This is a genomic window from Nocardia lasii, from assembly GCF_042658545.1.
Classification (GTDB): Bacteria; Actinomycetota; Actinomycetes; order Mycobacteriales; family Mycobacteriaceae; genus Nocardia; species Nocardia lasii.
The window spans coordinates 56,630-80,134 of the sequence record NZ_JBHSQN010000012.1 but is presented as its reverse complement, the minus strand read 5'-3'; the positions used below and the strand labels follow the sequence as shown (position 1 = coordinate 80,134).

The 23,505-nt window shown below is 67.5% G+C and carries 8 protein-coding genes; 5 read left to right on the top strand and 3 right to left on the bottom strand.

What is annotated here, in order from left to right; all coding sequences use genetic code 11:
- Position 1: 1 nt before the first annotated feature.
- The gene (locus ACFP3H_RS18285) at positions 2-2,869 is read right to left on the bottom strand and encodes a helicase-related protein (protein ID WP_378607623.1); all 2,868 of its coding nucleotides are present in this window, start codon (positions 2,867-2,869) and stop codon (positions 2-4) included.
- Positions 2,870-3,107: 238 nt separating this feature from the next.
- Here ACFP3H_RS18285 and ACFP3H_RS18280 point away from each other — a divergent pair, with 238 nt between their 5' ends.
- The 3 genes from ACFP3H_RS18280 to ACFP3H_RS18270 all read left to right on the top strand — a co-directional run bounded on the left by ACFP3H_RS18280 (position 3,108) and on the right by ACFP3H_RS18270 (position 10,516).
- Positions 3,108-3,812 carry a hypothetical protein gene (locus ACFP3H_RS18280; protein WP_378607621.1) on the top strand — a complete coding sequence of 235 codons (705 nt, stop codon included), beginning with the start codon at positions 3,108-3,110 and terminating at the stop codon, positions 3,810-3,812.
- The gene (locus ACFP3H_RS18275; RefSeq protein ID WP_378607619.1) at positions 3,805-5,226 is read left to right on the top strand and encodes a serine/threonine-protein kinase; all 1,422 of its coding nucleotides are present in this window, start codon (positions 3,805-3,807) and stop codon (positions 5,224-5,226) included. The genes ACFP3H_RS18280 and ACFP3H_RS18275 overlap by 8 nt, the downstream gene beginning before the upstream one ends.
- A gap of 106 nt (positions 5,227-5,332) precedes the next feature.
- A complete protein-coding gene (locus tag ACFP3H_RS18270) occupies positions 5,333-10,516 on the top strand; it encodes an AAA domain-containing protein (protein WP_378607617.1) in 5,184 nt (1,727 codons plus the stop codon).
- Here ACFP3H_RS18270 and ACFP3H_RS18265 read toward each other — a convergent pair.
- Entirely contained in the window at positions 10,513-12,654 is a 2,142-nt protein-coding gene (locus ACFP3H_RS18265; protein WP_378607615.1) for a DEAD/DEAH box helicase, read from the bottom strand. The two genes, ACFP3H_RS18270 and ACFP3H_RS18265, sit on opposite strands and share 4 nt — an antisense overlap.
- A gap of 204 nt (positions 12,655-12,858) precedes the next feature.
- Here ACFP3H_RS18265 and ACFP3H_RS18260 point away from each other — a divergent pair, with 204 nt between their 5' ends.
- Positions 12,859-16,239, top strand: a complete 3,381-nt coding sequence (locus ACFP3H_RS18260; RefSeq protein WP_378607613.1) for a hypothetical protein — start codon at positions 12,859-12,861, stop codon at positions 16,237-16,239.
- On the top strand, positions 16,236-21,179 hold the full coding sequence (locus ACFP3H_RS18255) for a DEAD/DEAH box helicase (protein ID WP_378607611.1): 4,944 nt from the start codon (positions 16,236-16,238) through the stop codon (positions 21,177-21,179). The genes ACFP3H_RS18260 and ACFP3H_RS18255 overlap by 4 nt, the downstream gene beginning before the upstream one ends.
- Here the strand turns inward: ACFP3H_RS18255 and ACFP3H_RS18250 are convergent.
- Complete coding sequence (locus tag ACFP3H_RS18250) at positions 21,172-23,409, bottom strand: 3'-5' exonuclease (RefSeq protein ID WP_378607609.1); 2,238 nt, start codon at positions 23,407-23,409, stop codon at positions 21,172-21,174. The two genes, ACFP3H_RS18255 and ACFP3H_RS18250, sit on opposite strands and share 8 nt — an antisense overlap.
- Between the last annotated feature and the right edge of the window lie 96 nt (positions 23,410-23,505).

Sequence of the window (23,505 nt, the reverse complement as noted above, 5' to 3'; positions counted from 1 at the left end):
ATTACTGGTCCTTTCCGGGGACGATCACCAGCAGCGGGCGCACCAATTGCTGGGTGGGGGCGAGGGATTCGGCGAGGCGCTGCTCTTCGGCGATGCGCTGGGCGTACTTGTCGACCTTCTTGCGGGCGGTGCCGAACAGTTCGAGTTGGTCCGCGCCGGAATGCCAGCGGTCGGCGCGGTGACGCCACTGGGCCAGACGTTCGTTGGCGGTGCGCTCCTGTTCGCCGAGAACGAGTTTCATCGACTGGGTGGCGTTGGCGACGGCGAGGGGGATCAGGTGTTGGAATCGGTCCGGGTCGGGGATCGGGCCGGGGTTGGCGGTGCCCGGCTTCAAACCGGTGTCGGTGAGCAGGAAGTCGAGGTTTTCCAGCGGTCTGGTGAAGGCCAGGGACGGGCGCTCGGGGTCGTGGAATTCGACGGTGGAGAACACGCGGGACACGAGTTGGCCCCGGCGGTTCATGAGGGTGCCCATGAGCACGACGGTGACGGCGTCGACCTCGCCGCGCAGGGCGAAGATCTGGTTGCGGCCCAAGGCGGACAGGGCGCGGTCGCTGGCCCAGTCGAGCACGGGGTGCAGGGGGCCGAGGAAGTGGGCTTCGGGCCAGGTGGTGTTGTTGATGCCTTTGCCCTGGCGGGCGGCGCGGAGTTGGGCATCGCCGACCTGGACGTTCGTGGCGAGCTTGAGGCGGGTGTCGATGTTGCCCTGCTCGCGGTAGTTCTGCGGGAGGTTGGCCAGGCGCTGGCGCAGGTCGGGCGGCGGGATCAGTTCGGCGATACCGTGATTGGCGTGCACGGTCCAGCCGATGCCGCCCGCAGTGGGGGCGGCGTGGGGGACGTCGTTGTAGGCGGCGCGCAGGGCCTCGTCGAGGAAGCCGATGTCATCTCGGTAGAGGCTCTGGCGGGGCAGAACGGGAAGTTCGGGGGCGTCCTCGGCGTCGAGTTGGGCGAAGAAGGCGTCGAAATCGTCGCCGTCGAGGAGGTCTTCGACGGTGCGGACCTGGTCGTCGAGGGTCGCCTTGCCCGCGAGGACGTCGCGGATGGCCGATTCCTCTTCGGTGACACAGTGTTTGCCCATGAGGGAGGCGACGTCGCCGAGGGTGGTGTGGGCCAGGTTCTCGCGTTCGAGCAGGCGCGAGAGGACACGCAGGTCGCCGGAGAACTCGGGATCGGCGGGTTCGAGGATGAGCGAGGAGATGACCGGCGGGAACTTCTGACCGTAGCGGTCGACGCGGCCGTTGCGCTGTTCGATGCGGATCAGCGACCAGGGGATGTCGTAGTGGATCAGGTTGTGGCACTGGGCATGCAGGTTCACGCCCTCGGAGGCGACATCGCCGGTGACCAGCACACGGATGGGTGAGGTCTCGAGTTTGAAGCTGTCGACGATCGCCAGCTGCTCCACGTCCGAGAGGCCGCCGTGCAGCATGGCGATGTTCTCCGGCTTCAGGCCAAGGGCGGCGGGCAGGAGTTCGGCGAGCCACTTCAAGGTGGCGACGCGTTCGCCGAAGACGACGGCGCGGGTCGACGACTTGGGGCCGACGCCGATGTCTTTCAGGCGCGACACCAGTGCGGCCTGTTTGCCCGCGGATTCAGTGAAGGCCTTGTCGTTGAGATCGCTGAGGGTGTTCAGGGCGGCCAGTTCGACGTGCTGCTCGGGGCTGCCGTCGCGGAGCTTGTCGCGGCGCTGGTTGATCGACTCGCGCAGGGCGGCGGGGGAGGACAGGAACGCCTTGGCCAGGGTCCAGGGGAACAGGCCCTTGGTTTCGCCCGAATAGGGGGACGGCCCGTCTTTCGGGTGCAGCCAGACCTGCGAGAGTTCCTGGGCGACGGCGTTTTCCGCCGGTGAAGGCTGGACGAGCAGGTGCACGGGTTCGGCGCGCTCCGCCCAGTCGCTGCCCACCTCCGCGGCGACCTCGTCGTGGTGACGGTGGCGGCGGATCAGCAGGTTCTGCACGTCCTGCTTGGTGAAGGTGCCGTCGGCGGCGACCGCGGTGGGGTCGAGCAGGCGCAGCAGTTCGGCGAAGGATTCCTCGCGACCGTTGTGCGGGGTGGCGGAGGCGAGGATGAGAGCCTCGGTGTTGGGGGCGAGCAGGCGGGCCAGTTCGTTGTTCTGGGTGCCCACATTGGTGAGGTTGTGGGACTCGTCGATCACCACGACATCCCAGGGGTGGCGGGCCAGATGTGCCTTGTAGCGCGGGCTTTTCAGTGTGTCGATGGAGATGATGGCGCGCTTGTAGTAGGTGAAGGGGTTGCGGGTGGCGGGCAGTTTCTGGCGGACCTTCTGGATACCCGCCGAGTCCAGGCGGACGAACGGAAGTGCGAAGCGGCACCACAGTTCGTGCTGCATCTGCTCGAGCACGTGCTTGGGGGTGACGATGAGGATACGTTCGCCACGGCCTCGGCGCACCAGCTCGGACAGGATCATGCCGATCTCGAGGGTCTTGCCGAGGCCGACCGCGTCGGCCAGCAGGATTCGCGGGCGAATGTGTTGGGGATCGAGGGCTTTGGCGACGGCGGCGCGCTGGTAGCCGAGGGAGTCGGCGAGCATCTGGGTGGAGACGGTGACCGTTCGATCTCCGTAGGGGAAGGGGGTTTTGCGCAACAGGGCCTCTAGCCACAGGCGGGACTCGCGGTAGCCCGACGAGCCGTCGGCGACGATCTTGGCGGCGGCCGGGTCGAGAACCGCTATGTCGTCGAGACTTTGGTAGAAGGTCGCGGTGGTGTCGGCGACCAGTTCGCTCAGGCCGCGTACGCGCAACAGCCAGCCGTCGGCGCCCTGTTCGGCGGAGGTGACCAGCCATTCCTCGTCGCGGACAACGACGATCGAGCCGGGGGCGACATTGAGCTCGCGAGGCTCGGTGGCATGGGTCATCCGGGGAGCTCCTGGTGGTCGACGCTGAGGGCATCCAACTTAGTACCAAATGGCATTCATTAGGGGTTCTGCATGTTTAGCCGATGCGTAAGGAAAGAGTAGGTGTAAATGAAAACTATGTCAATCGATGTATTCGTGTTGTTAACCGATCGGATTGGCGGGTGCTCGACCCGCTCCGAGGCTGCCACGCTGCTACCGTTGTCGCACTCGAAACGGACAGGTGGGGAGGTGGCAATCGGTGGACAGCAACGCGGCGGGGGCGCCGACAGAATTGGTTGCCGACGGTGCGATTGCGTCCGACCTCGCAACTTACACCGCGGCGCGGACCGCCGTCACGGAGTTCCGGGTGCCCGCCGCGCCCGAACTCGTTGTCGGACAGGGTCCGCGTCCGACCGTGTCGGTGGGTGAACTCGTCGCGGCCGGTGCGCTCACCGTGCTGGAGTCACCGCCCACCCTCGTCACTGTCGCGGCCGGTGACGCGATGTTCAGCGCGAAGGACGTGCGGCTCGATCGGGGGCCCTCCGTGCACGGTGACGGTACGCTTCCCGGCGCCGTCACCGCGCGGCCCGGCGATGTAGTGCTCGTGACCGGTGGCGGCCCCTCGGTGGTGTCGGTCTGGCAGGAGACCGCGCTGATGGGGCCCGGGATCGCGGTGCTACGGGTGAACCCGAAGGTGATCGACGCGGGGTTCTTGGCCGGGGTGGTGCGGGCGTGGTGCGACGCTGCGGGTGGTCGGCCGATCGACCTGTTCGCGGTGGCCTTTCCTCGGATGCCGATCGGGGAGCAGCGGGTGGCCGGTGCGGCGGTGGTTCGACTGTTGCGCATCGAGACCCAGTGGCGCCGAACGCGTTCGGTGGTCGAACAACTGGTGGAGCGGGGTCTGGCGGGTATCTCGTCGGGCACATGGAGCGCGGTGCCGGAGACGGACGGGCCACATGGCTGAGCGGCCGGTGCCGCGCATCGTCGGCCAGCGCTACGAGCTGATCGAGGTGATCGGGCGCGGGGGAATGGGTCAGGTGTTCCGGGGCTTCGACCGTAAGCTCAAACGTCAGGTCGCGATCAAGATCATTCATCCCCGGCTGGCCGAGAACGATGAATGGGAACGTCGGTTCGTGCGCGAAGCCGAGTTGATGGCGCGGATGAGTCATCCGGGGATGGCGACGGTGTTCGACGCGGGGATCGAGCCGGGCCCGCCCGAGCAGCCCTTCCTGATCATGGAGTACATCAAAGGCGCCACCCTGGACGCGATCCTGTCCACGCGGGGCAGGCTGCCACTGGGTGCGGTGGCCGGGATCGCGGCGCAAACCGCGGCCGTACTCGCCGAAGCGCACGGGCACCGGATCTTCCACCGGGATCTCAAGCCGTCCAACCTCATGCTGTGCGCGGACGGGACGGTCCGGGTCTTGGATTTCGGAATCGCCGTCGCGCTCGACGCCGATCAGACGCGGCTCACGCGCACGGGGTCGGGCATCGGGACGCCGGAATACATGGCGCCCGAACAGGTGCGGGGCAAGACCGTCGTGCCGCAGACAGATCTGTACTCCCTCGGTCTGGTGATCTACGAACTGCTCACCGGTGTGCGCGCGATGCTGGGCTCCTCGGAGTTCGACACCATGTACAACCAGATCACCGCACCCCCACCGGTTCTCGTGCCCGAACGCGACGGTGTGCCCGAGGAACTCGCGGTGCTCGTGACGAGCATGCTCGCCAAGGAACCGATCGACCGCCCGGCCGACGCCGCGACCGTGCACGCGGTGTTGATGCGGTATGTCGGTGCGCTGGACGCGCTGATGGAGAATCCGGAACCGGCCAGTCCCGCCCGGTTGTACGCGACAGCGGTCGGCGCGTCCGCGGCGACCCGTACCGCGACGACCCGACTGCGTACCGACGCCGATGCCGCGGCTCCCGCACCCGAATTCACTCGGGGTGATCTCGACCGGGCGGTGCGGCGGGCCCGCGACCTCGCCGACGAATCCCGCTACGTGCCCGCCATCGATGGGTTGAAAGACCTACTCGGCGTTGCCGTTCCGGAACTGGGTTCGCGCGATGGGGATGTCGTCGACGCGCGGGTGCGGTTGGCGGACCTGTGTCTGGAATCCGGGGACAACGCCCAGGCGAGCACCCTCTACAGCGATCTGATCGATGACCTCACGGCCGAACGCGGGCCCTATGACGATCAGGTCATGTACTGCCAGCGACAACTGGCGACCTGCCAGGTGCGCGCCGGGCAGGTGCGGGCGGCGTTGACCAGACTACGGAAACTGCACACCCAACTGGCCGCCTGGCACGGCGAGAGCGACGCGCGGGTGGTGCAGCTGGCGGAGATGATCACCCAGATCAGGGCCGGTTCGCGATGACCGCGCGCAGGTCCGTGATCATGGTCGCGGTTCGGACACTCCGGTAGCGAACGCGCTTGACCTGGCGATATCGTGTGAAAGTTGGCCTGTTGTGAGGAGAGATCGGATGGCGGACGCGGGAACCGTGGCGGAGGCCGATCTGGCGGATCGGGCCGCGCGGTTGTTCCGGTTCCTGGCTCGCGTGCAAGGGGTCGGTAGCAGTGCCGTCCTCGACACCGATGATCTCGGGGCGGTGCAGTGGCTCGGTGAGCTACCCGCGAGCACGGCGGTGCGGTTCACCCCGGCCTCGGAGGACAAGCCGTTCCTCCGGTTGGAGAAGGTGCCGGTCACGCGGCCGATCAGCCCACCGGAAGCCGAGGTGCGGGCCTGGCTGGTACCGGGTCGTCTCGATGATCACACCGCCGAACCGGCCCTGCGGACCGAGCGGGTCGACGGTGGCGCGGGGATCGCGCGCCTGGCCGATCACCCGGAGATCGCCGAGCGGTTCGCGGCCTGGCTGGTCCGATGGCGCGCGTGGGCGGAGAAAGCGCGCATCGACGAGCCCGCCTACCAGTGGTACCAGGCGATCTACCGGATGTACTCCGACGTCAACGGCTCGGCCGAGAGCAAGGAAGGCGTGCTGGGCCTGGGCTGTGTGGTCTGGCGGCGGCCCGAAACCGGGACGATCCGCAGGCACGCGCTGACCATGCCGGTGAAATTCGAGTTCGACACCGATTCGGGCGCGCTGACCGTGCGGCTCGACCTGGACGCTGGTCGCTCGACGATGGAGTTGTCCGATTTTCTCGATCCAGGCGAGATCGCGGATCTCGCGCTGCTGCGGTCGGTCGAGCGCGAGTTCCTGAACGGGCTCGACCCGTTCGACCGGGATGCGGCCGCGGTGCTGATGCGGCGACTGCTGCACAGCCTCGGACCGGATTCGACATTCCACGACGAGATGACACCGGCGGCGGCCACCGGTCAGCCGGTCGGCTACTACGCACCCGCGCTGATCGTGCGCTCCCGTGGCACGCGCGGGCTCACCCGGGTGCTCGAAACCATCGCCGATCGGATCGAGGATGAACGGCGCGTTCCGGCCGGGCTGCGCGCGCTGGTCGATCCCGCCCACACACCGACAACGGAGCTTCCCTCGGACAACGGCGCGATCGTGCACGACGGTCCCGACAGCTTTCTGCCGTTGCCGCTGAACGCGGTGCAGTTGGCGATCCTGCATCACGTGGACTGCCATCCGCACACCATCGTGCAGGGACCACCCGGCACCGGCAAAACGCACACGGCGGCCGCACTGATCGCACACCTGCTGGCCCAGGGCAAACGCGTGTTGATCACCGCGCACACCGATCGGGCGTTGGCCGAGGTGCGGGGCAAGCTGCCCCCCGAGATTCGTGATCTGTGTGTGTCGGTCGCCGGGGCCGGGCGTGACGACTTCGACGACCTGAAGCTGTCGATGGAGCGCATCGCCACGGCCGCCGACGAACACGACGCGGCGGGCGCGCGGCGGCGAGTCGAGTCGGCCAACGCGCGTGTCGCGCGCTTGCGAGCGGAGCGCGCGGCGCTGGGTGAACAGCTGCTGCGACATCGCGAGCAGGAGGTGATCACCCACGAAATCGGTTCCTACCGTGGGACATTGACCGACCTCGTGCAGCGGCATCGGGCTGATGCCGAGCGTTTCGGGTGGATTCGTGGGCTCGACCCGGTCGCGCCGGGGACCACACCGGCGGTCACCTCACTGGAAGCGCGCGAATGGCGGTCACTGCTGCTCGATTCCGCACTGTCGGATCCGGAAGTGGCCGCGCCGCAACTCGTTACCGTGCACGACCTGCCGCCGGTGGCGCAGATCGCGCAGTGGATCGACCGACTGCGATCGGCCGACGAACGGGCCGCGGCGTCCTCGGCACTGGGGACCCGACCCTGGATCGACGGGGTCCGCGCGCTGACGCCGACCAGTCGCGCCGAGGTGGCGGCGACTGTGCGCACCATCGACCGCGAACTCGCCGACCTGTCCAACAGTCAGGACGGCTGGGTTCGCGACGCGGTCGGTGACGTGGCCAGAGGACGTGGCGGAGTGTGGCACGGGCGTCGGGTGCGGTTGACCGAATTGCTCGATCCGGCATCGGCGCTGACCGCCGAATTGGGGATCGCGCAGGTGCGGGTCTCCGGTGGTGACCGGGCCGCGCTGGTGGCGCTGGCCGAGTCGGTGCTCGCCCAGATCGAGAAGAACGGTGCGCTCAAGCTGCGGCCCGACGGCGCGCCGAAGGTGGGTTTCGCGACCAATCGGGTGATCAAGGACGCCGCGCCGCTGTTCGAACACGTGCGCGTGGACGGCCGGATTCCGGTGGAGCCCGCGCACTTGCGCTTGTTCCTGTGCTCCGACGCGATCGAGCGTCTGGTCGAACAACTCGACGAGGTGTGGGCCGGGTACGGGGTCGGCGGTGCGGCGGCGGGCAGCGTGTCGGTGCGGCTGGCACACCATCGTGAACACGCCGAGCAGCTGCGGATGCTGCTGACCGTCGGGTCCGAATTGGTCAGTGCCGGACAACAATTGCGCGGCTTCGGGATGGGTGAACCGAACTGGTCGGACCCGGCGTCGCGACGCGCCCTGCTCGCGTCCTTCGACGCGGCGGCGGCCCTCGACGAGCAGGTCGAGGCCGCGGCGTTGTTCGACACGGTCGCTGGTCGGGTCGGTGCGCTGCGATACCAGCACGGCGCCACGGCCAACCTGCACGAGCTGCACCAGTCGATCGAACGGCGCGATATCGCCGCCTACCAGCGCGCCCACACCAGGCTGGGCGAGCTGAACACCCTGCGGGCTCGCTTCGCCCGGCGAAGTGAACTCGATTCGCGAATGACCCGGCTGCCCCGGTTGCGCTCGGCGGTCACCGCCACGGCGGTCTCACCGGTATGGGACGGCCAACTCGCCGAACTCGAACAGGCATGGGACTGGGCCGGACTCGGCGCGTGGCTGGCCTCGGTCGACACCGAACCGGTCAACGCGCTCTTCGCCCAACTCGATGATGTGGAAGCCGGATTGCGGGATCAGGCGACCGAATTGGCCGTCACCAAGGCGTGGGATCGCGCGGTGGCGCCCGATCGACTCGGGCCCGCCACCCGGATGGACCTGCGCCAATACGCGCAACTGGTGCGGCGGCTCGGGAAAGGCTCCGGCCCGCACGCCGACCGGCGGCGGCGCGAGATCCGGGACACGATGGGGCGCTGCCGCTCGGCGGTGCCGGTGTGGATCATGCCGATCTACCGGGTGGTCGAACAGCTCGAGATCGCACCGGACATGTTCGATGTGGTCGTGGTCGACGAAGCCTCGCAGGCCGGGGCCGAGGCGGTGTTCCTGCAGTACCTGGCGCCGCGGATCGTGGTGATCGGTGACGACCGGCAGGTCTCGCCGTCCGGCGTGGGCGTGAAGATCGACACCGTGAACGGGTTGGCCGAGCAGTATCTGGCCGACAACCTGCACAAGGCCAGTTGGATCGACACCAAACGCAGCCTGTTCGAGGACGCGGGAATGCGGTTCTCCTCGCGGCTCACCCTGGTCGAGCATCGCCGCTGTGTTCCCGAGATCATCGGGTTCTCCAACGAGATCGCCTACAAGAAGGACGCCAAACCCCTCGTCCCCGTGCGGGTTTTCGGCAGTGATCGGCTGCCGCCCATTCGCACCGAATTCGTGGCCGACGGGGTGAGTACCAAAGGCAATCTCAATGCCGTCGAAGCCGACCGGATCGTGGACCGGGTGGTGGAATGCCTGGCCGATCCACGCTACGCGGGCAAGACCTTCGGTGTGGTCTCGCTGCTGGGGAGTCCACAAGCCGACCTGATCTGGAACAAGCTACTGCTCGCCGTGGCGCCGGAAGAGATCGAACGTCGGCAACTGCGCTGCGGTGACGCCGCGGATTTCCAGGGTGCCGAACGCGACGTGATGTTCCTGTCGATGGTGAAATCGCTGCACTCCGACACCCGCTACATGCCGCTGACCGGGGTAGCGGCGATTCAGCGCTACAACGTCGCGGCCTCGCGTGCCGCGGACCAGATGTGGGTGTTCCATTCTCTGCGTCTACAGGACCTCGCCAACCCCGACGACATGCGGTACCAGCTGCTGGACTACTGCCTGTCCATCGAGGCGGCGCGGACCTCCGAGGACGACGAGCTTCCCGAGCCGGTCCGTGAAGACCGGCTGGTGCCACCGTTCTCGTCGGTGTTCGAGCAGCAGGTGTTCAATCGGATCCTGGCTCGGCGGTATCAGGTGCGTGCCCACTTCGACGTCGGGATCCACACCCTGGACATGGTCATCATCGGCGGGCACATCAGGGTCGCTGTGCTGTGCGAGGGCGACGCGTGGAACGGCCCGCAGGCCTACCGGCAGGCGCTGTCGTGGCAACGCGACCTCGAACGGTGTGGGTGGCCCTTCTTCCGGATTCGCCAGTCGCAGTTCGTGTCCGACCCGGAGCGCGCGCTCGAACCGCTGTGGGAGCTGCTGGATGCGGTGAAGCTGGTTCCGGTCGCCGAGGAGGCGGAACCGGAAGTGGTGGAAGCGGCTGTCTTCCAAGCGGTTCCGGTGCGGGAGGTGCTCGACGGTTTCCAGTGGGGCAAGCCGTGGATCGATGAGACACGGGACGAGGAGACCACGGAAATCGCGGATCCCGTTGTGGTCGAGTCGGAGCCGTCGGTCGAGCCGGAGCCGCCGGTCGAGCCGGAATCGGTGTATCCACCGTTGCGGGTGGGAGCTCGGGAACGGTTGGCCCGGGAGCGGGCGGCCGACGAGATCGCCGACTACGAGGCTTTCTCCGGTTTGCTGTCAGTGGCGGGCGCGGCGCCCAATGTCGGCTCGATCCGCGAGGATCTACTGCACATCGTCGACGTCGAGGGGCCGGTGACCGGTGAGCGACTGCACGCGGTGCTCGCCCGTGCGCGGACGGTCGACGACGAGGATCGTGCACGGATGCCCGTTCTCATCGACCGGGCGCTGGAAGCCGCTGTGCAGCAGGGGTTGTTGGTGGTCGAGGACTTTCTCGAGATCGGGCAGTCGCGGTGGTTCACCTATCGCACGGAAGCACAGCCCGCCCTTCGACCCCGGTTGCTCGGCGCGCGAGCCATCGAACAGGTACCCGCCCGAGAGCTCGCCGAGATGCTCACGCGCGGTGCCGCGTCCACGGGCTGGACCGACCGATCGGCACTGATGCGGCGCGCGGTGTCACTGCTCGGCCAAGGACAGCTCACCGACCGTGCCATCGCCATGCTCGCTCTCGTCCTGCCCGTTGCCGCGCGAGCGGGTCAGGAGAGCTAGAGCAGGGCTTTCGGGGTGGTGCCACGGAGGAAGGCCGCGATCTGGACGAGTCGGTGCGGGGGGACTCGCAGGCCGTCCAGATCCGCGATCAGCGGGTGCAGGGCGCCGATGGGGTCGTCGGCGTCGGCCGCCCAGACCGCGATTCGTTCGGCCGCCGCGCGGGAGTGGCGGCGGTCCGCGCCGTCGGTGGTCGCGATCAGGAGCAGATCCTCACTGTCACCGCCTATTTCGTGGAAGACCACGTGCTCGGCGCGAGCCGCGCTGTCGACCAGTTCGCGTAGTTCGGCCGGGTCACAGCAGCCGATCAAGTCGCCGAGTTCCTCGCTGGTGCCGATGCTGCCCAGCGATGTCAGCTCGGCCAGCAGTTCGTCCAGCAACTCGGGGACGAGCGAACCGATGTCGAGGTCTTCGTCGATCGGGTCGTCGTCGCTGTCGAATCGGCGGTCGACCACGTACTGATCGAGTTCGGACTCCGGTTCGGCCACTGCGGGCTCGGTGGCGGGATGTGGCGCTCGCGCCGAATCTGAGGCGAGTACCGTTGGCGCGTCGAGCCATTCGCGCAGAAAAGTCATCAGGCCGGCGAGATCTGTTCGGATCGTGTCCTCGGCCAGCGGACGGATGACCGCTGTGGTTCCGGAGTCATCGTGGCGCGGGTCCTCGGCCGACCCGGCGACGAAGGCCACGATGACGAGCCGCCGACGCGCACAGGTGCCCGGTCGCACGATCCGGCTGAGCCGGTGGACCACCTGGGTGCTGTCGCGAGCGCGGGCCAGCATGAGCGCGATCTCGGCTCCGGGGACGGTGAGCGTCGGATCGAGCACGCGCTGTTCCACCAGGATCGACAGGGATCTGTTCCGCAGACCCTCCGCGATGGCGGATCGTTGCTGCGCGGTCAGGGTGGGATTCGTCGTCGCGGTGGCAAGGCCGTTCTCGGTGAGAACCCGGTGGACCTGACCGGCCGCGACCGGCCGATCGACGAAGACGACCGACTGCGTGGCGGCGAGCACGTCGGTCGGCAGCGTCCGGACCAGATCCAGTTTGGCCGAACTCTCGGCCAGGGCGGTGGCTCGATCGGCGACCGCCGACAGGTACCGGTTCGCGTGGTGGGCGCCGGAGCCGCGCCCGACCGCGAGCGCTTCGACGAAAGCCCGGAACTCAGCGGGTGATTCGGGTGCGCCATAGGTTCCGACCAGAGTGTCGCACTCCCGGTCGACCAATGCCTGCGCGCGGTCGAGTCGGGCCCGCTCCCTCGGGTCGAGATCGACCGCGACGTGAATCAGGGTGATCGGTTCTAGAACCCCGTCGGCGCGAGCCGTCGCGTAGTCACACCCGGCGAGGACAGGGCCGAAGTAGGGCAGCAGCTTGGTCCGTACGGTCTGGTCACCACGATCGAGGGCGCGGGTGAGAGCCAAACGGGTGGTGAACTGGTCGGTGAGAACCTGGGCGAACACGCCGTCGGTGTACCGATCGACATCATCGATGACGAGCAGCGCCTCCGAACACTGGGCGACGGGAGCGATCTGGCGCAGGCGGGCGACGGTAGCCGGGGTCACGATCGCCACGTCCCAGGTGCGCTGGTCGCCGGGCCGCGAATGGGTACTCGGCCCGGCGACACGGCAGTCGGGGGCGACCGCCACCAGCTCGTTCATCCAGCGGGTGGACTGCTGGTGGTCGGCGACAACGACGACAGCGGGCGTGCACGCGGCGACGGCTTCGGCGATCGCCCGTACGCCGAGCACCGTCTTACCGGTGCCGTCGACGGCCTCGACCACGCCTTTACGTCCCCCGTCGATCCACCGGTCGAGTGCGCGACGCTGCCACTCTCGCAGCGGTCGTGCGTCGGTATCGATGGGCGCTTTCGACGCCGGCGAACGGGCGGGCTCCGGTGGTGGCGAGGGGGCCGGTGCGGGCGAGGAGACGGTCGGTGGTCGGGTCGACGGCGGTGTCGGCAACAGCGACCAGCGTGGTGGGTTGGCCGACGCGTCGACGATGAACCGGGTGTGCTCGGCGTAGAGCAGGCGATTGATGACCGAGCGGTCGACACCGGGCTCGGCCAGGCACGCGACGATCTGGGGTGCGCTCAGGTTGGGTTGAGCGCGCAAGATCGTGACGATCCGCTCCGTCAGTCCACTACCCATACCGCACCGCCTTCCCGCGTCGGCCCTGTCCGGCCTGGGACGAGGGTAGCGGCTGGACCGTGTCTTCGCGGAGCACCGTAGTGCGGTGCACCCAGGTACTCGACTCAGCAACACAGTCACGTCGAGTGGTGCGATGATGGGCGAGCTGATTGGAAGGTTTGCCGTGACGGTGTGTGGGTAGCGGCTGGGCGAAGGGGAGCGGCGGTGCCGGATACGTTCGCGTGGCGCGAAGCGGGAGACGAGGAATTCCGACAGGCGCGACGACTCGAACAGGTTTCGCTGTTCGCGGAGCTGAATCTCGACCACGACGAGATCGGGCGCACCAGAGATCTGCTGGGCCAGGTGATCCGCCAGCACCGCGCCCAACTGGGCGTGCCCCGGCTGATCGACACCTTCCCGGCCTTGACGCTGACCACGTTGATCGGTCACGCCGGGCTCGACTACGAGCAGGGCAAATACTGGGAGAGCTTCTGGGCCGAACTCGACCTGCGCCCCGAACAGGACTTCGAGAACCTGCTTCGCGCAAGGCTTCCGGTGTTTCTCCGTAAGTTCGGGATGCGGCAGTTTCCGGAGTTGGGTACCCAATACGTGCAGATGATGGCCGTGCACGCCGGGGTGCCGGTGCATTGCCTGGACGATCTGATCGACCTCATCGAACAGCACATCGCGCAGGGGCGCGACCCCAACGGTGCCGCGGTCTTCGAATGGCTCACCCAGCCCGGGCTGGAGTATCGCCTCAACCATCTCGACGCACCGGTGCGCAACTTCCTCCAACACGGTGGCGAGGTGGCGGTCGACATCGTCGACCGGATCATCGAATTCGCCGACTACACCACCGAACATCCCGACTTCGCCAACGACATGACCCTGGATACCGCCACCACCGGCATTCCCAACCTGCTGCTCGAAGCATTGATCTCGCGGTGGAGCAAGAGACCCTTCGGCGCGAGCCCGGTCGCCACCGCCCGCTCGGTGCGTGCGCGACGACCCGCGCTGGCCTACTCGCGCACCGACGATCAGCTCGTCATCGAGGTTCCGTATCTGTCGGAATCCGCGGATGTTCCCTGGCTGGTGTCCTTCGACGGTGAGACCACCAGTGTGCACGCGCGCCGCGGGTGGGGGCTCGCTGCGGCCGACGCGCAGCCACCGACCCCGGTCCCGGTGCCACATCGGGTACGTGAGGTGGTCCTTCGACATGAAGGTGCCGGTCAGCACTACCGAATCGCACTGGTGGACAAGGTCGATCCGCTGCTGATCTTCGATGAACAGGGCAGGCACCTGTCGCGTCACGTGGCGTTGCCGCGCGGCGAGGTGATCGCCGTGCACCCGGCGCGAGCGCGGCTCACCGACGCGCACACCGGTGCGCCGCTCGACTTTCTCACCGAGGCGACCCCGGTGGGCTGGCGAGACTGGGTGGCGCGCGTCTACGACCTGACCGACACCGACACCGTCGCCCTGCACGACGACAACCGGTCCGGGCCCGTGCGGCAGGTGCGGCGGACCGGGGCGGCTCGGCTGTTTCTGCCCGACGCGGTCGACGGGGTGTACACCCGGTCGGGGCTGCCCGTATACGCCGAGCGACCCGCCGTGGACCTGCCCGCCCACGTGGTCGAACCGGTGGATTGGCGGGTGCGCGTGCGCCGCGCGGGCACTGTGGACTGGCTGGCCGACGACATCTGGGAATCCGATACCGAGCCGACCTCGCTCGACCCGTTCGACGGGCTGGAACCGGGCCTGCTCGGCCTGTTCGACGTGGTCATCAGCGGCCCGCTCGGCCAGGACATCCGGCACAGCCTGTTTCTCGCCGAAGGGCTCGTCGTCGAGCACGCGGCCGAATTCCGGGTGCCGGTCCCGAACGGGCTGGCGCCGACGCACACGGCGGTGTCGGCCGAGGCGCCCTTGCGGATCGACCGACCCGAGATCGCCTTCGGCGTCACCGACCGGGAAGCGCATCTCACGGTCACCGCCGGGGCGGTGACCGAGCGGCTGATGGTCCGGCCACCCGCGGTGGAACTGCGGGTGGATCCGATCGGTGCCGCCGCGCGCTGGCGGACAGTGGCGCCGGTGTTGACCAACGACGATCTCGCCGAGTACCGGATGGCCGCCGCGCGGGTTCCCGGCGAGGTCGACGTCGCCATCGTGCTGATCGATGACGCCGGTGCAGTCGTCCAGCGTGCGAAGCCGCAGGCTCTTCGCGACAACGTATTCCAGGTTCCGACAAGGGAATTCGCCGACACGGTGCGGGGAATGCGGCGGTCGCGGCTCGTGGTGCGTGTTGTCGACACCGACGGTGCGACCACCTCGGTGACCTTGGCCCGGATCCAGCCGCGCAGGCTGTGCGAGGGGGTGGTTCTGCGCGACGGTGAGCTGGTTTTCGAGGGTGCGACCGATGCCGACCTGGCCACCTACGTCTGGCCGTGCACCGCCCCGTGGTCGGCGCCGATCCAGGTCCCACTGAACGCGGGACGAGCGACCCTGCCCGAGGAATTCGTCGACGCGGGTCCGTTGACCGTGCAGGTGTTCGTCGACGACCCATGGGGCGTGATCACCGCGCCCGAACATCCCGACGACACCGCCTACACCGTCGTGCAACCCGGGTGGATGCGCGACGCGGATCTCGGCCGATCCGAACTGGCGCGATACCTGGCCGGCGAGGGCGAGCTGCCGCGCACCACCTCGGCCCTGCCGGAGGCCTGGACCGTCTACGCGGCCGCTCGCGTCGGACAGGTGCACCGATCCTCGGTGCGGTCGGGGTTGCTCGACGTGCTGCGCGCCGATCCGCGATCCTCGGTCGAGGCGCTGGACCGCAGCACGATCGCGCGCAACGACGTCCCGGCGCTGTTGATCAGCAGTGGCGTGATCGAACAGGATCTGTCCTCACCGATTCGCACCGGCACCCTCACCGACCCATGGCTCGGATGCCTGGTCGGGGTGGCCGACCTGCCCTTCGTCGCACTCCACCAGGCGAATTCGGCCGCCGTGGAAATGCGCGCCGATCTGGTCAACTACGGTGGCGACGCACTGATCGAGCTGCTCTCCGGTGATCCTCGTGCCGCGTGCGCCGACATCTTCGACGCGAAGACCGTTCCGTTGCACTACATGCCCGACGAGCAGTTCGCCGCCATCAAACAGGCCTGTGAGATCGTGCCCGCGGCCCTGCTCGACGAGGACACCCGCCGCAGCGCGGTGTTCGAGGCCTTCGCCCAACGGTTGGTCTGGTGCGACGATCCGGAGCGGACCACGATGACGGTGTATTCGGCGGAGCTGACGCGACTGCTCAGCCGTGCCTCGGCATCGGTCTACGACCTGGTCAAGGCCCGCAACGAGGCGCTGACCGGTGCGGACACCACCGAATTCCCGTGGTTACTGCTGTCGATGCAGTCGCTGTTGTTCGCCGCCGTCGCCCGGCTGCGCGCCCGCTCGGTGATCCGAGACTGGACGATGCCCGCACCGATGCGCGAATCATGGGCACGACTGGCCGCGCTGTGCCCGGCGTTGGTGGCCACCGACGTGCTCATCGCCGACGCGCTCGCCTCCTATGCCCTGCACCACGACCTCGTCAACACGATCGGAGAACCACGGTGACCGAGCGGCTCGATCCACTCGCGGCAGGCGCAGATATCGAAGCCGGGTACAAGAGGTACCTGAAAACGCTCCTGGCACCGCGTGATCCGGCCCTTTCCGCCGCGTTCGACCGCGCGGTGGACGAGACCTCCCTGCTCACCAAGGGACCCCTGCTCGAACTCACACCGCCCTATGCGGCAGGCGCGTCGTTGCGGTCGTTGATTTCCGAGGGTGTTCTCCATCCCGACTTCACCGAATTCGCCCAGACCATCGCCCTGGACCGGCCGCTCTATCAGCACCAGGAAACGGCCGTGCGCAAGGCCGTCGCGGGCCGGAATCTGGTGGTGAGCACGGGAACCGGTTCCGGTAAGACGGAAAGCTTTCTGCTGCCGATCCTCAACGCGCTGATCGCGGAGAAAGCCGCTGGCACACTCGGGCCGGGAGTGCGGGCGCTGCTGCTGTATCCGATGAACGCGCTGGCCAATGATCAGCTCAAGCGGCTACGCCAATTGCTCGCCGGCACACCGGATATCACCTTCGGCCGATACACCGGTGAGACCAAGGAGCGCACCGCCGATGCCCTGTCCGCGTACCGGACGATGTTCGCCGGCGCTGAACGACTTCCCAACGAACTGCTCAGTCGCGAGGAGATGTGGACATCCCCGCCCAACATCCTGCTCACCAACTACGCGATGCTCGAGTACCTGCTGTTGCGTCCGCGCGATATGGAGCTCTTCGACGGAAAGTACGCGCAGACCTGGCGATTCATCGCACTCGACGAGGCACACGTCTACGACGGGGCCCAGGGCAGCGAAGTCGGACTGTTGCTGCGGCGGTTGCGAGATCGCGTCGCCGGAGATCGCCCGGTGCAGTGCATCGCCACCTCGGCCTCACTGTCGGGCAGTACCGATGACAAACAGGGGCTCGAGGCGACGCTGTTCGCGAAGAAGCTCTTCGACGTGCCGTTCGAATTCGTCGACGGCGACCTCGACCGGCAGGATCTGATCACCGCGACCCGGATGCCGCGCAGACCCGAACCGACCTGGCAGCTCGACGACGACACGTTGCTCCGGCTCGCCGAGCCCGACGCCGATCTGGCGGGGATCGGTGCCAACGCGGCCACGGGCGACATCGCCGATGCGCTGCACGCCGAACGTCGGACCGCCGACCTCAAGAAGTACGCGCGCGGTGGGCCGGCGAACCTGACCGACCTGGCCGCGCACCTGTGGCCCGGTGACGAGCTCGCGGCGGCCAAACTCGAAGCCCTGGTCGCCATCGGATCGAAAGTGACCGGCGCGGACGGTAACCCGGTGCTCTCCGCGCGCTATCACCTGTTCGTGCGGGCCACCGAGGGGGCCTTCGTCAGCTTCACCGACGACGCGCCGAGGGTGCTGCTGAGCCGGCACGAGATCGACCCGGTGACGGGCCGGGCGGTGTTCGAGTTCGGCACCTGCCAGCGCTGTGGCGCCGTGCACCTGGCGGGAGAACCGCAATCGTTCGGCGGTCGGGAGTACTTTCGGCCCGCCAAGCGGGACTCGAAAGTCAAATGGCTGGTCATCACCGACAGCGACGCCGCCGACCTGGTCGACGAGGACGACGCGACCCTCGACGAGGACGCCGGAGCGGACCGGAGTACCGGGATTCGATCACTGTGTTCGGGATGCGGCAGGCTCGACGGGGGTGCCGGGTCGTGCGGGCTCGACTGCCCTGGTGGTCCACTGCTGCGAGTGCGGGAACATCCAGGTGCGCAACGGATCATGAGCAAATGCACCGAATGCGGGGCCAGGTCGCGGCAGGTGATCCGACGCCTGCGGACTGATACCAATGCCGCGCCCGCGGTCATCACCACCGCGCTGTATCAGAACCTGCCCGCCGCCGATGACGAGACCGCGGTCAATGTCGGCGGGGGTCGCAAGCTGCTGATGTTTTCCGACTCACGGCAGGCAGCGGCCTTCGCGGCGCCCTACCTCGCCGAAACCTACGGGCGGATGCTCGAGCGCCGCTACCTCGCGCACACTCTGGCCTCGCCGAAATACGCCGGGGACGAACTGAGTCCGGAGGATCTGGCTGACGGGGCGCGCGCTGTCGCCGACGCCGCCTTCCACTTCGACGAGAACGCGACCCGCACCGCGATGCGCCGACAGGTCAATCCGTGGGTGATGGCCGAACTCATGGCCATGGACCAGCGCATGTCCCTCGAGGGACTCGGGTTGCTGGCGGTATCGCTCAAGCGCCCAAGGGAGTTCCGGGTACCCGCGGGGTTCGCGAAGTTCGGGATCACCGACGAGGAGTTCTGGGGGCTGCTCGACGAGCTCGTGAAAACCATTCGCCTGCAAGGGGCGATGAGCGTGCTCGACGACGTCGATATCACGCATCCGATCTTCGAGCCCCGGGCCAATCACATCTGGATTCGCTCACGCTCCGCCGATCGGAACCGCCGCATCATCAGCTGGTTGCCCGGCGGCAAGCCCGGCACCACCAACAACCGGATCCTCTTGGTGCGCAAGGTTCTCGCGGCCGTGGGAGCACAGGTCGACATGGCGGAACGGGTGCTCGAGACGTGCTGGGACTTCTTGCTGGACAGGAATTTTCTGGCCGAGCAGAACGATCGGGTCGCCGGGTCGCTCTTTCAGCTCGATCAGAACAAGTTGCGGATCCGGCCCGGCGCCGAGTGCGACTGGTACCAGTGCGGTGCGTGCCGCCGCCTGACCACCCACAACATTCGCGACCTGTGCCCGCAGGGGAACTGTGACGGACTACTGACGCCGTTCTCCCTGCCCGACACCGACGACACCAACCACTACCGCACCGCCTACCGCACGATGGCGATGCTGCCCCTGTCCGCGGCCGAGCACACCGCTCAGTGGGAGGCGACCGCGGCCGCCGAGATCCAACGTAACTTCGTCGCCGGACAGGTCAACGTGCTGTCGTGCTCGACCACGTTCGAGCTCGGTGTCGACGTCGGTGATCTGCAATCGGTGATGCTGCGCAATATGCCGCCTAAAACCGCGAACTATGTGCAGCGAGCCGGTCGAGCCGGGCGCCGTGCGGCCTCGGCCGCACTGGTGGTGACCTATGCGAAACGCAGTTCCCATGATCTGTCGAAATTCCAGAACCCGGAATCGATGATCGCCGGGCGCATGCGCATTCCGTGGATACCGATCGACAACGACCGGATCGGGCGACGCCACGCCCACTCGATCGCACTGGCCGCCTACTTCCGGCACTGCTACGACCGCTACGGAAAAGAGTGGCGCCAGGCTGGCCAGTTCTTCACACCGGAACCGGGACAGCAAAATTCGGCGGCCGCGCAGCTGCGGCAGTTCTTGAGTCCGGTACCCGAGTCGGTCCGCGAATCGCTGCGGGCCGCGCTGCCGCGACCGATCCAGGATGAGATCGGCGTCGAGGACGACGCGTGGGTAGGACGACTGTGCGACCAGCTGGCTGACGCCGAGAACGACATTCGCACCGATATCGCCACCTTCGACGAGCTGATCTCGCAGGCCACCGCCGAACGGCAGTTCGCGCTCGCCCAGAAGTTGCAGAAGACCCTGGAGACCATCAACAAGCGTCAGCTGCTCGGCTACCTGGCCAACAAGAATGTCCTGCCCAAGTACGGATTTCCGGTCGACACCGTGGAACTGCGGACCTCCCATTGCGAGGGAACCGTCGGTGCCCGGCTCGAGCTCTCCCGTGATCTCGGCCAGGCCATCTACGACTACGCGCCCGGCAACCAGGTGGTCGCCGGCGGCAAATTGTGGACCTCGCGGGGTCTGCACAAACTTCCCAAGCGCGAACTCGAAACCCTCCAGTACCGGGTGTGTAAGGAGTGCAACCACTTCGAGTGCGGGCACGTGCTGGACGGGCCACCGGTCTGTTCCAACTGTGAAGCCGAGTTCGAGCAGACCAAGCGCTGTGTGCTACCGGAATTCGGGTTCGTCGCCGATCGCAAGCCCGAGGACGTGAAATCCGAGCCGCCGAAACGGTCCTGGTTCGGGGCAAGCTATGTGGAACACATCGGCGAATCGGTCGAGCTGCCGCCGTGGCGCGCGTCCACCGGAGTCGAGGTGCGGGCGCGTTCGGGTACCAGGGCCCGGCTGGCGGTGATCGGCGAAGGCTCCGGTGGCGGGTTCCTGCTGTGCGAGTGGTGCGGGTGGGCCGATCCGTTCGGACCGAATCGCGCGAAATCCAAGGGGCACCACCGGCCCGCGACCGGCATCGCGTGCTCGGGCCCGCTGGAAGTGGTCTCGCTGGCGCACCGCTACGAGACCGATGTCGCCGAGATCACCTTCTCCACCCAACTGGCCTACACGCGCGAGTCCGAGGCACGCTGGCTGTCGGTACTGTACGCGCTGCTCGAGGGCGCCTCCGAGGCGTTGGAGATCAGTCGCGACGACATCGACGGAACGCTGTCGTGGAGCGCGGACGGGCGACGCAGCATCGTGCTGTTCGACACGGTGCCGGCCGGGGCGGGGGCGTCGAAACAGATCGCGGGACAACTCGATCTGGTGTTGCGCGCTGCGGCCGACCGGGTCGCGCACTGTGACTGCGGCATCGAGACCTCGTGCTACGGCTGTCTGCGCTCGTTCCGCAACGAACGGTTCCACGACCGGCTCACCCGGGAAGGCGCGCTGGCCGTCTTCGGCGGGATCGGTCTGCCCGGCGAGGAAAAGGACGCGGTGGCGCGAGACTGGGACCTCGCGCCCGGCGGAATGTCGGAGGTGGTGCGAGCGCTGCTCGCCGAACTGGCCGAAGCCGGTGTGCCGCAACCGGAGATCGGCATCGAGGAGGGTCGACACTACTGGCCGGTCGAGCTGGCGTGGCCTTCATCGAAAGTCGTTGTGGTGGAAGGCCTCGACAGCGATCGGGACTCGGGGCTGAGCGGTGACGGCTACCACGTGATCGCGATCGAATCCTCCGACGCGGCGAAGCGGGTCAGCGCACTGGTGGCGATCAGGTGAGCAACTCCGAGATCTGACCGCTCCACGTCACCACCAGCTCGTCGCGCGCGCGGCTGGCCGCGACGTACAGCAGCGACCGTTCGCGCTGCTGTGCCTCGGCCAGCTCCTCCTCCGGCATGCCGCGAAGCTGTGCCTGGGAGGGGACATGCTCGCTATCGACACCCGCGAGGATCACGCACCGGAACTCCATGCCCTTGGCCCGGTGCATCGTCAACACCAACGCGCGGTCGCCGCCTGGTAGCTCGTCATCGAGGATCTCGACGTTCACCTCCCGTTCGCGCAGGGCGCGGGCGATCAGATCACGGTCCTGCTGTGCCCTGGCCAGGACCGCGATATCGCCCGGGGCGACCTTATCGACCTCGATCCACTGTTTGATCTGATCAGCGATGACACCGAGTTCCTCGGTGACAGAAGGGCATTCGATGAGTCGGGGGTTGGGTCCGAGGCGGGCACTGGTGTACCCGGCTGTCGATTCCTCGCCTTCCTCCAGGTCGCGGTATTCGCCGCCTTCGAGGATGCTCACCGCGAAATGCAAGTTCTGGGCGGTCGTGCGGTAGTTGAGCGTGAGTTTGGCGGATCGGCCGCCACGAATGTTGATCCCGAGTCTGCTGAGCACAACCGGTTGACCGTAGATGCGCTGGTGGGAGTCCTCGGCGATGAACAGGTCGTTCGGGCCCTCGGCGACCAGCGCCCGCAACAGCGACCAGTGGGTGGCGTGCAGGTCCTGCGCCTCGTCGACGATGACATGGTCGGCGGGGCGTTCACCGGCCGACTCGGCGCGTAGCTGTAGCTCGGCCGCCGCCACCGCGAGCACCTCGGGGAACGAGAGTCGACCGGCGGCCCGGGCGATCCTGCGGTATTGCTCGAAGATCTGCCAGACCGCGACCCGCTGCGGACGTGACAGTCGAACACCACGTCCGGCCCTCGGCACCCGCAGATACTGTTCACGCGAGGTCACCCGGTTGCCCAGCACGACGGTGACGTATTCCGCAGCCAGGAACGACGCGGTGCGCAGCCGCGGATCGAGGTCGGTGCCCGCCGCGTCGACCGCCTCGGCCCAGCCGAACTCCGCGCCACACCGCTTGCCACGCCGGGTCGAGGTGCCCGGACCGTACACGGCCGCGAAGCTCCGCTCGAGTTCTCGGCTGTTGGTGAGGACAGCGGCTGCGAGCTTGTCGAGACCGGCCACGTACACACCCTTGTCGCCGGGCTTCTCAGCGAGAACGACACCGGGATCCAGTGCGCGCAGATCATCCTGCAGCGACTTGGCGAGGGTCTTGTTGAAGGTGGTGACGACGATACGGGCATCAGGATCACGACGCGCGAGGTAGCGCGCCCGATGCAGTGCGACAACGGTTTTCCCGGTTCCCGCACCACCGGAGAGACGAAACGCGCCGCGGTTATCCTTCTCCACGAAGCGGCTCTGGTTCGGGTGCAGGAATGTGCGCCACGCCTTGAAATCGCCCTCCTCGATCACCCGGCGCAATTCGTCGCTGTCGTCGACGAGCGTGAACTGCATCTTGGTGGCCGGATGCGCCAGCGCGGCAAGGATCTGCTCGTTCTCGTCCAGATCGTGGTCGACCGGCTGATCGGTGAAGCCAAGTCCTTCCCGGATCTCGTCGATGCCACGGCCTGCGGCCAGCTCGAGCACGGCGTTCAGCTGCCAGGTCACGGGCGAGTCCTGGGCGGCGAGATGGATCGCGTCGCGATCGGGGGCGGCCAGTGCGGCCGCGGCGAGCTCGCCGCCGAGACCGAGATGCTCGGTCAGCTGGATCAGGGTGTACCCGGCGCGGGCGAGGTAGCCGGTCGGCGACTGCGCGGCCAGCTCGACGAGGTTGCCACGGCGGTCCGGAACGACGGTGCGTTTGCGTCGGTCGTTGTTGCCGTCCAGCGCGCCGACAATGCCTTCCAGCACACCGTTGACCTTGTTCACCTGCAACGTCGACGCAGCCGCCAGCTCGCGGGCAGTGTCGCTGTGCCAGGTGCCCAGATAGATATAGGTGGGATCGCCGGACTTGTCCTCGATCCGGAACATGATCACGCGATGCTCGGGGTCGACCTGTCCGGTTCGTACCCGAGGGTCGACCGCGCCGGGCAACGTCTCGATGCCGAGATCGACACTGGTGTCATCCGCGCCCACGCGGTCGAGGTAGCGGTAGATGCGATCCTTGACCACACCGCTCAGCTTCGGCATCGACTTGTTGTTCGACGCCACCACGACCTGTGCCACAGTTTCCCCGTTCGTTCTCGCTCGTCGGGGCAATACTATTGGCGCGGTCCCACATGGGCGATCGTTGGTGCTGCTACGGCAAGCCCGCTGCGCCCC

Bases quoted from the DNA above. Each gene is read 5' to 3' on its own strand.
- ACFP3H_RS18285 (WP_378607623.1), bottom strand. From the start codon at position 2,869: ATGACCCATGCCACCGAGCCTCGCGAGCTCAATGTCGCCCCCGGCTCG.
- ACFP3H_RS18265 (WP_378607615.1), bottom strand. From the start codon at position 12,654: ATGGGTAGTGGACTGACGGAGCGGATCGTCACGATCTTGCGCGCTCAA.
- ACFP3H_RS18270 (WP_378607617.1), top strand. From the start codon at position 5,333: ATGGCGGACGCGGGAACCGTGGCGGAGGCCGATCTGGCGGATCGGGCC.
- ACFP3H_RS18275 (WP_378607619.1), top strand. From the start codon at position 3,805: ATGGCTGAGCGGCCGGTGCCGCGCATCGTCGGCCAGCGCTACGAGCTG.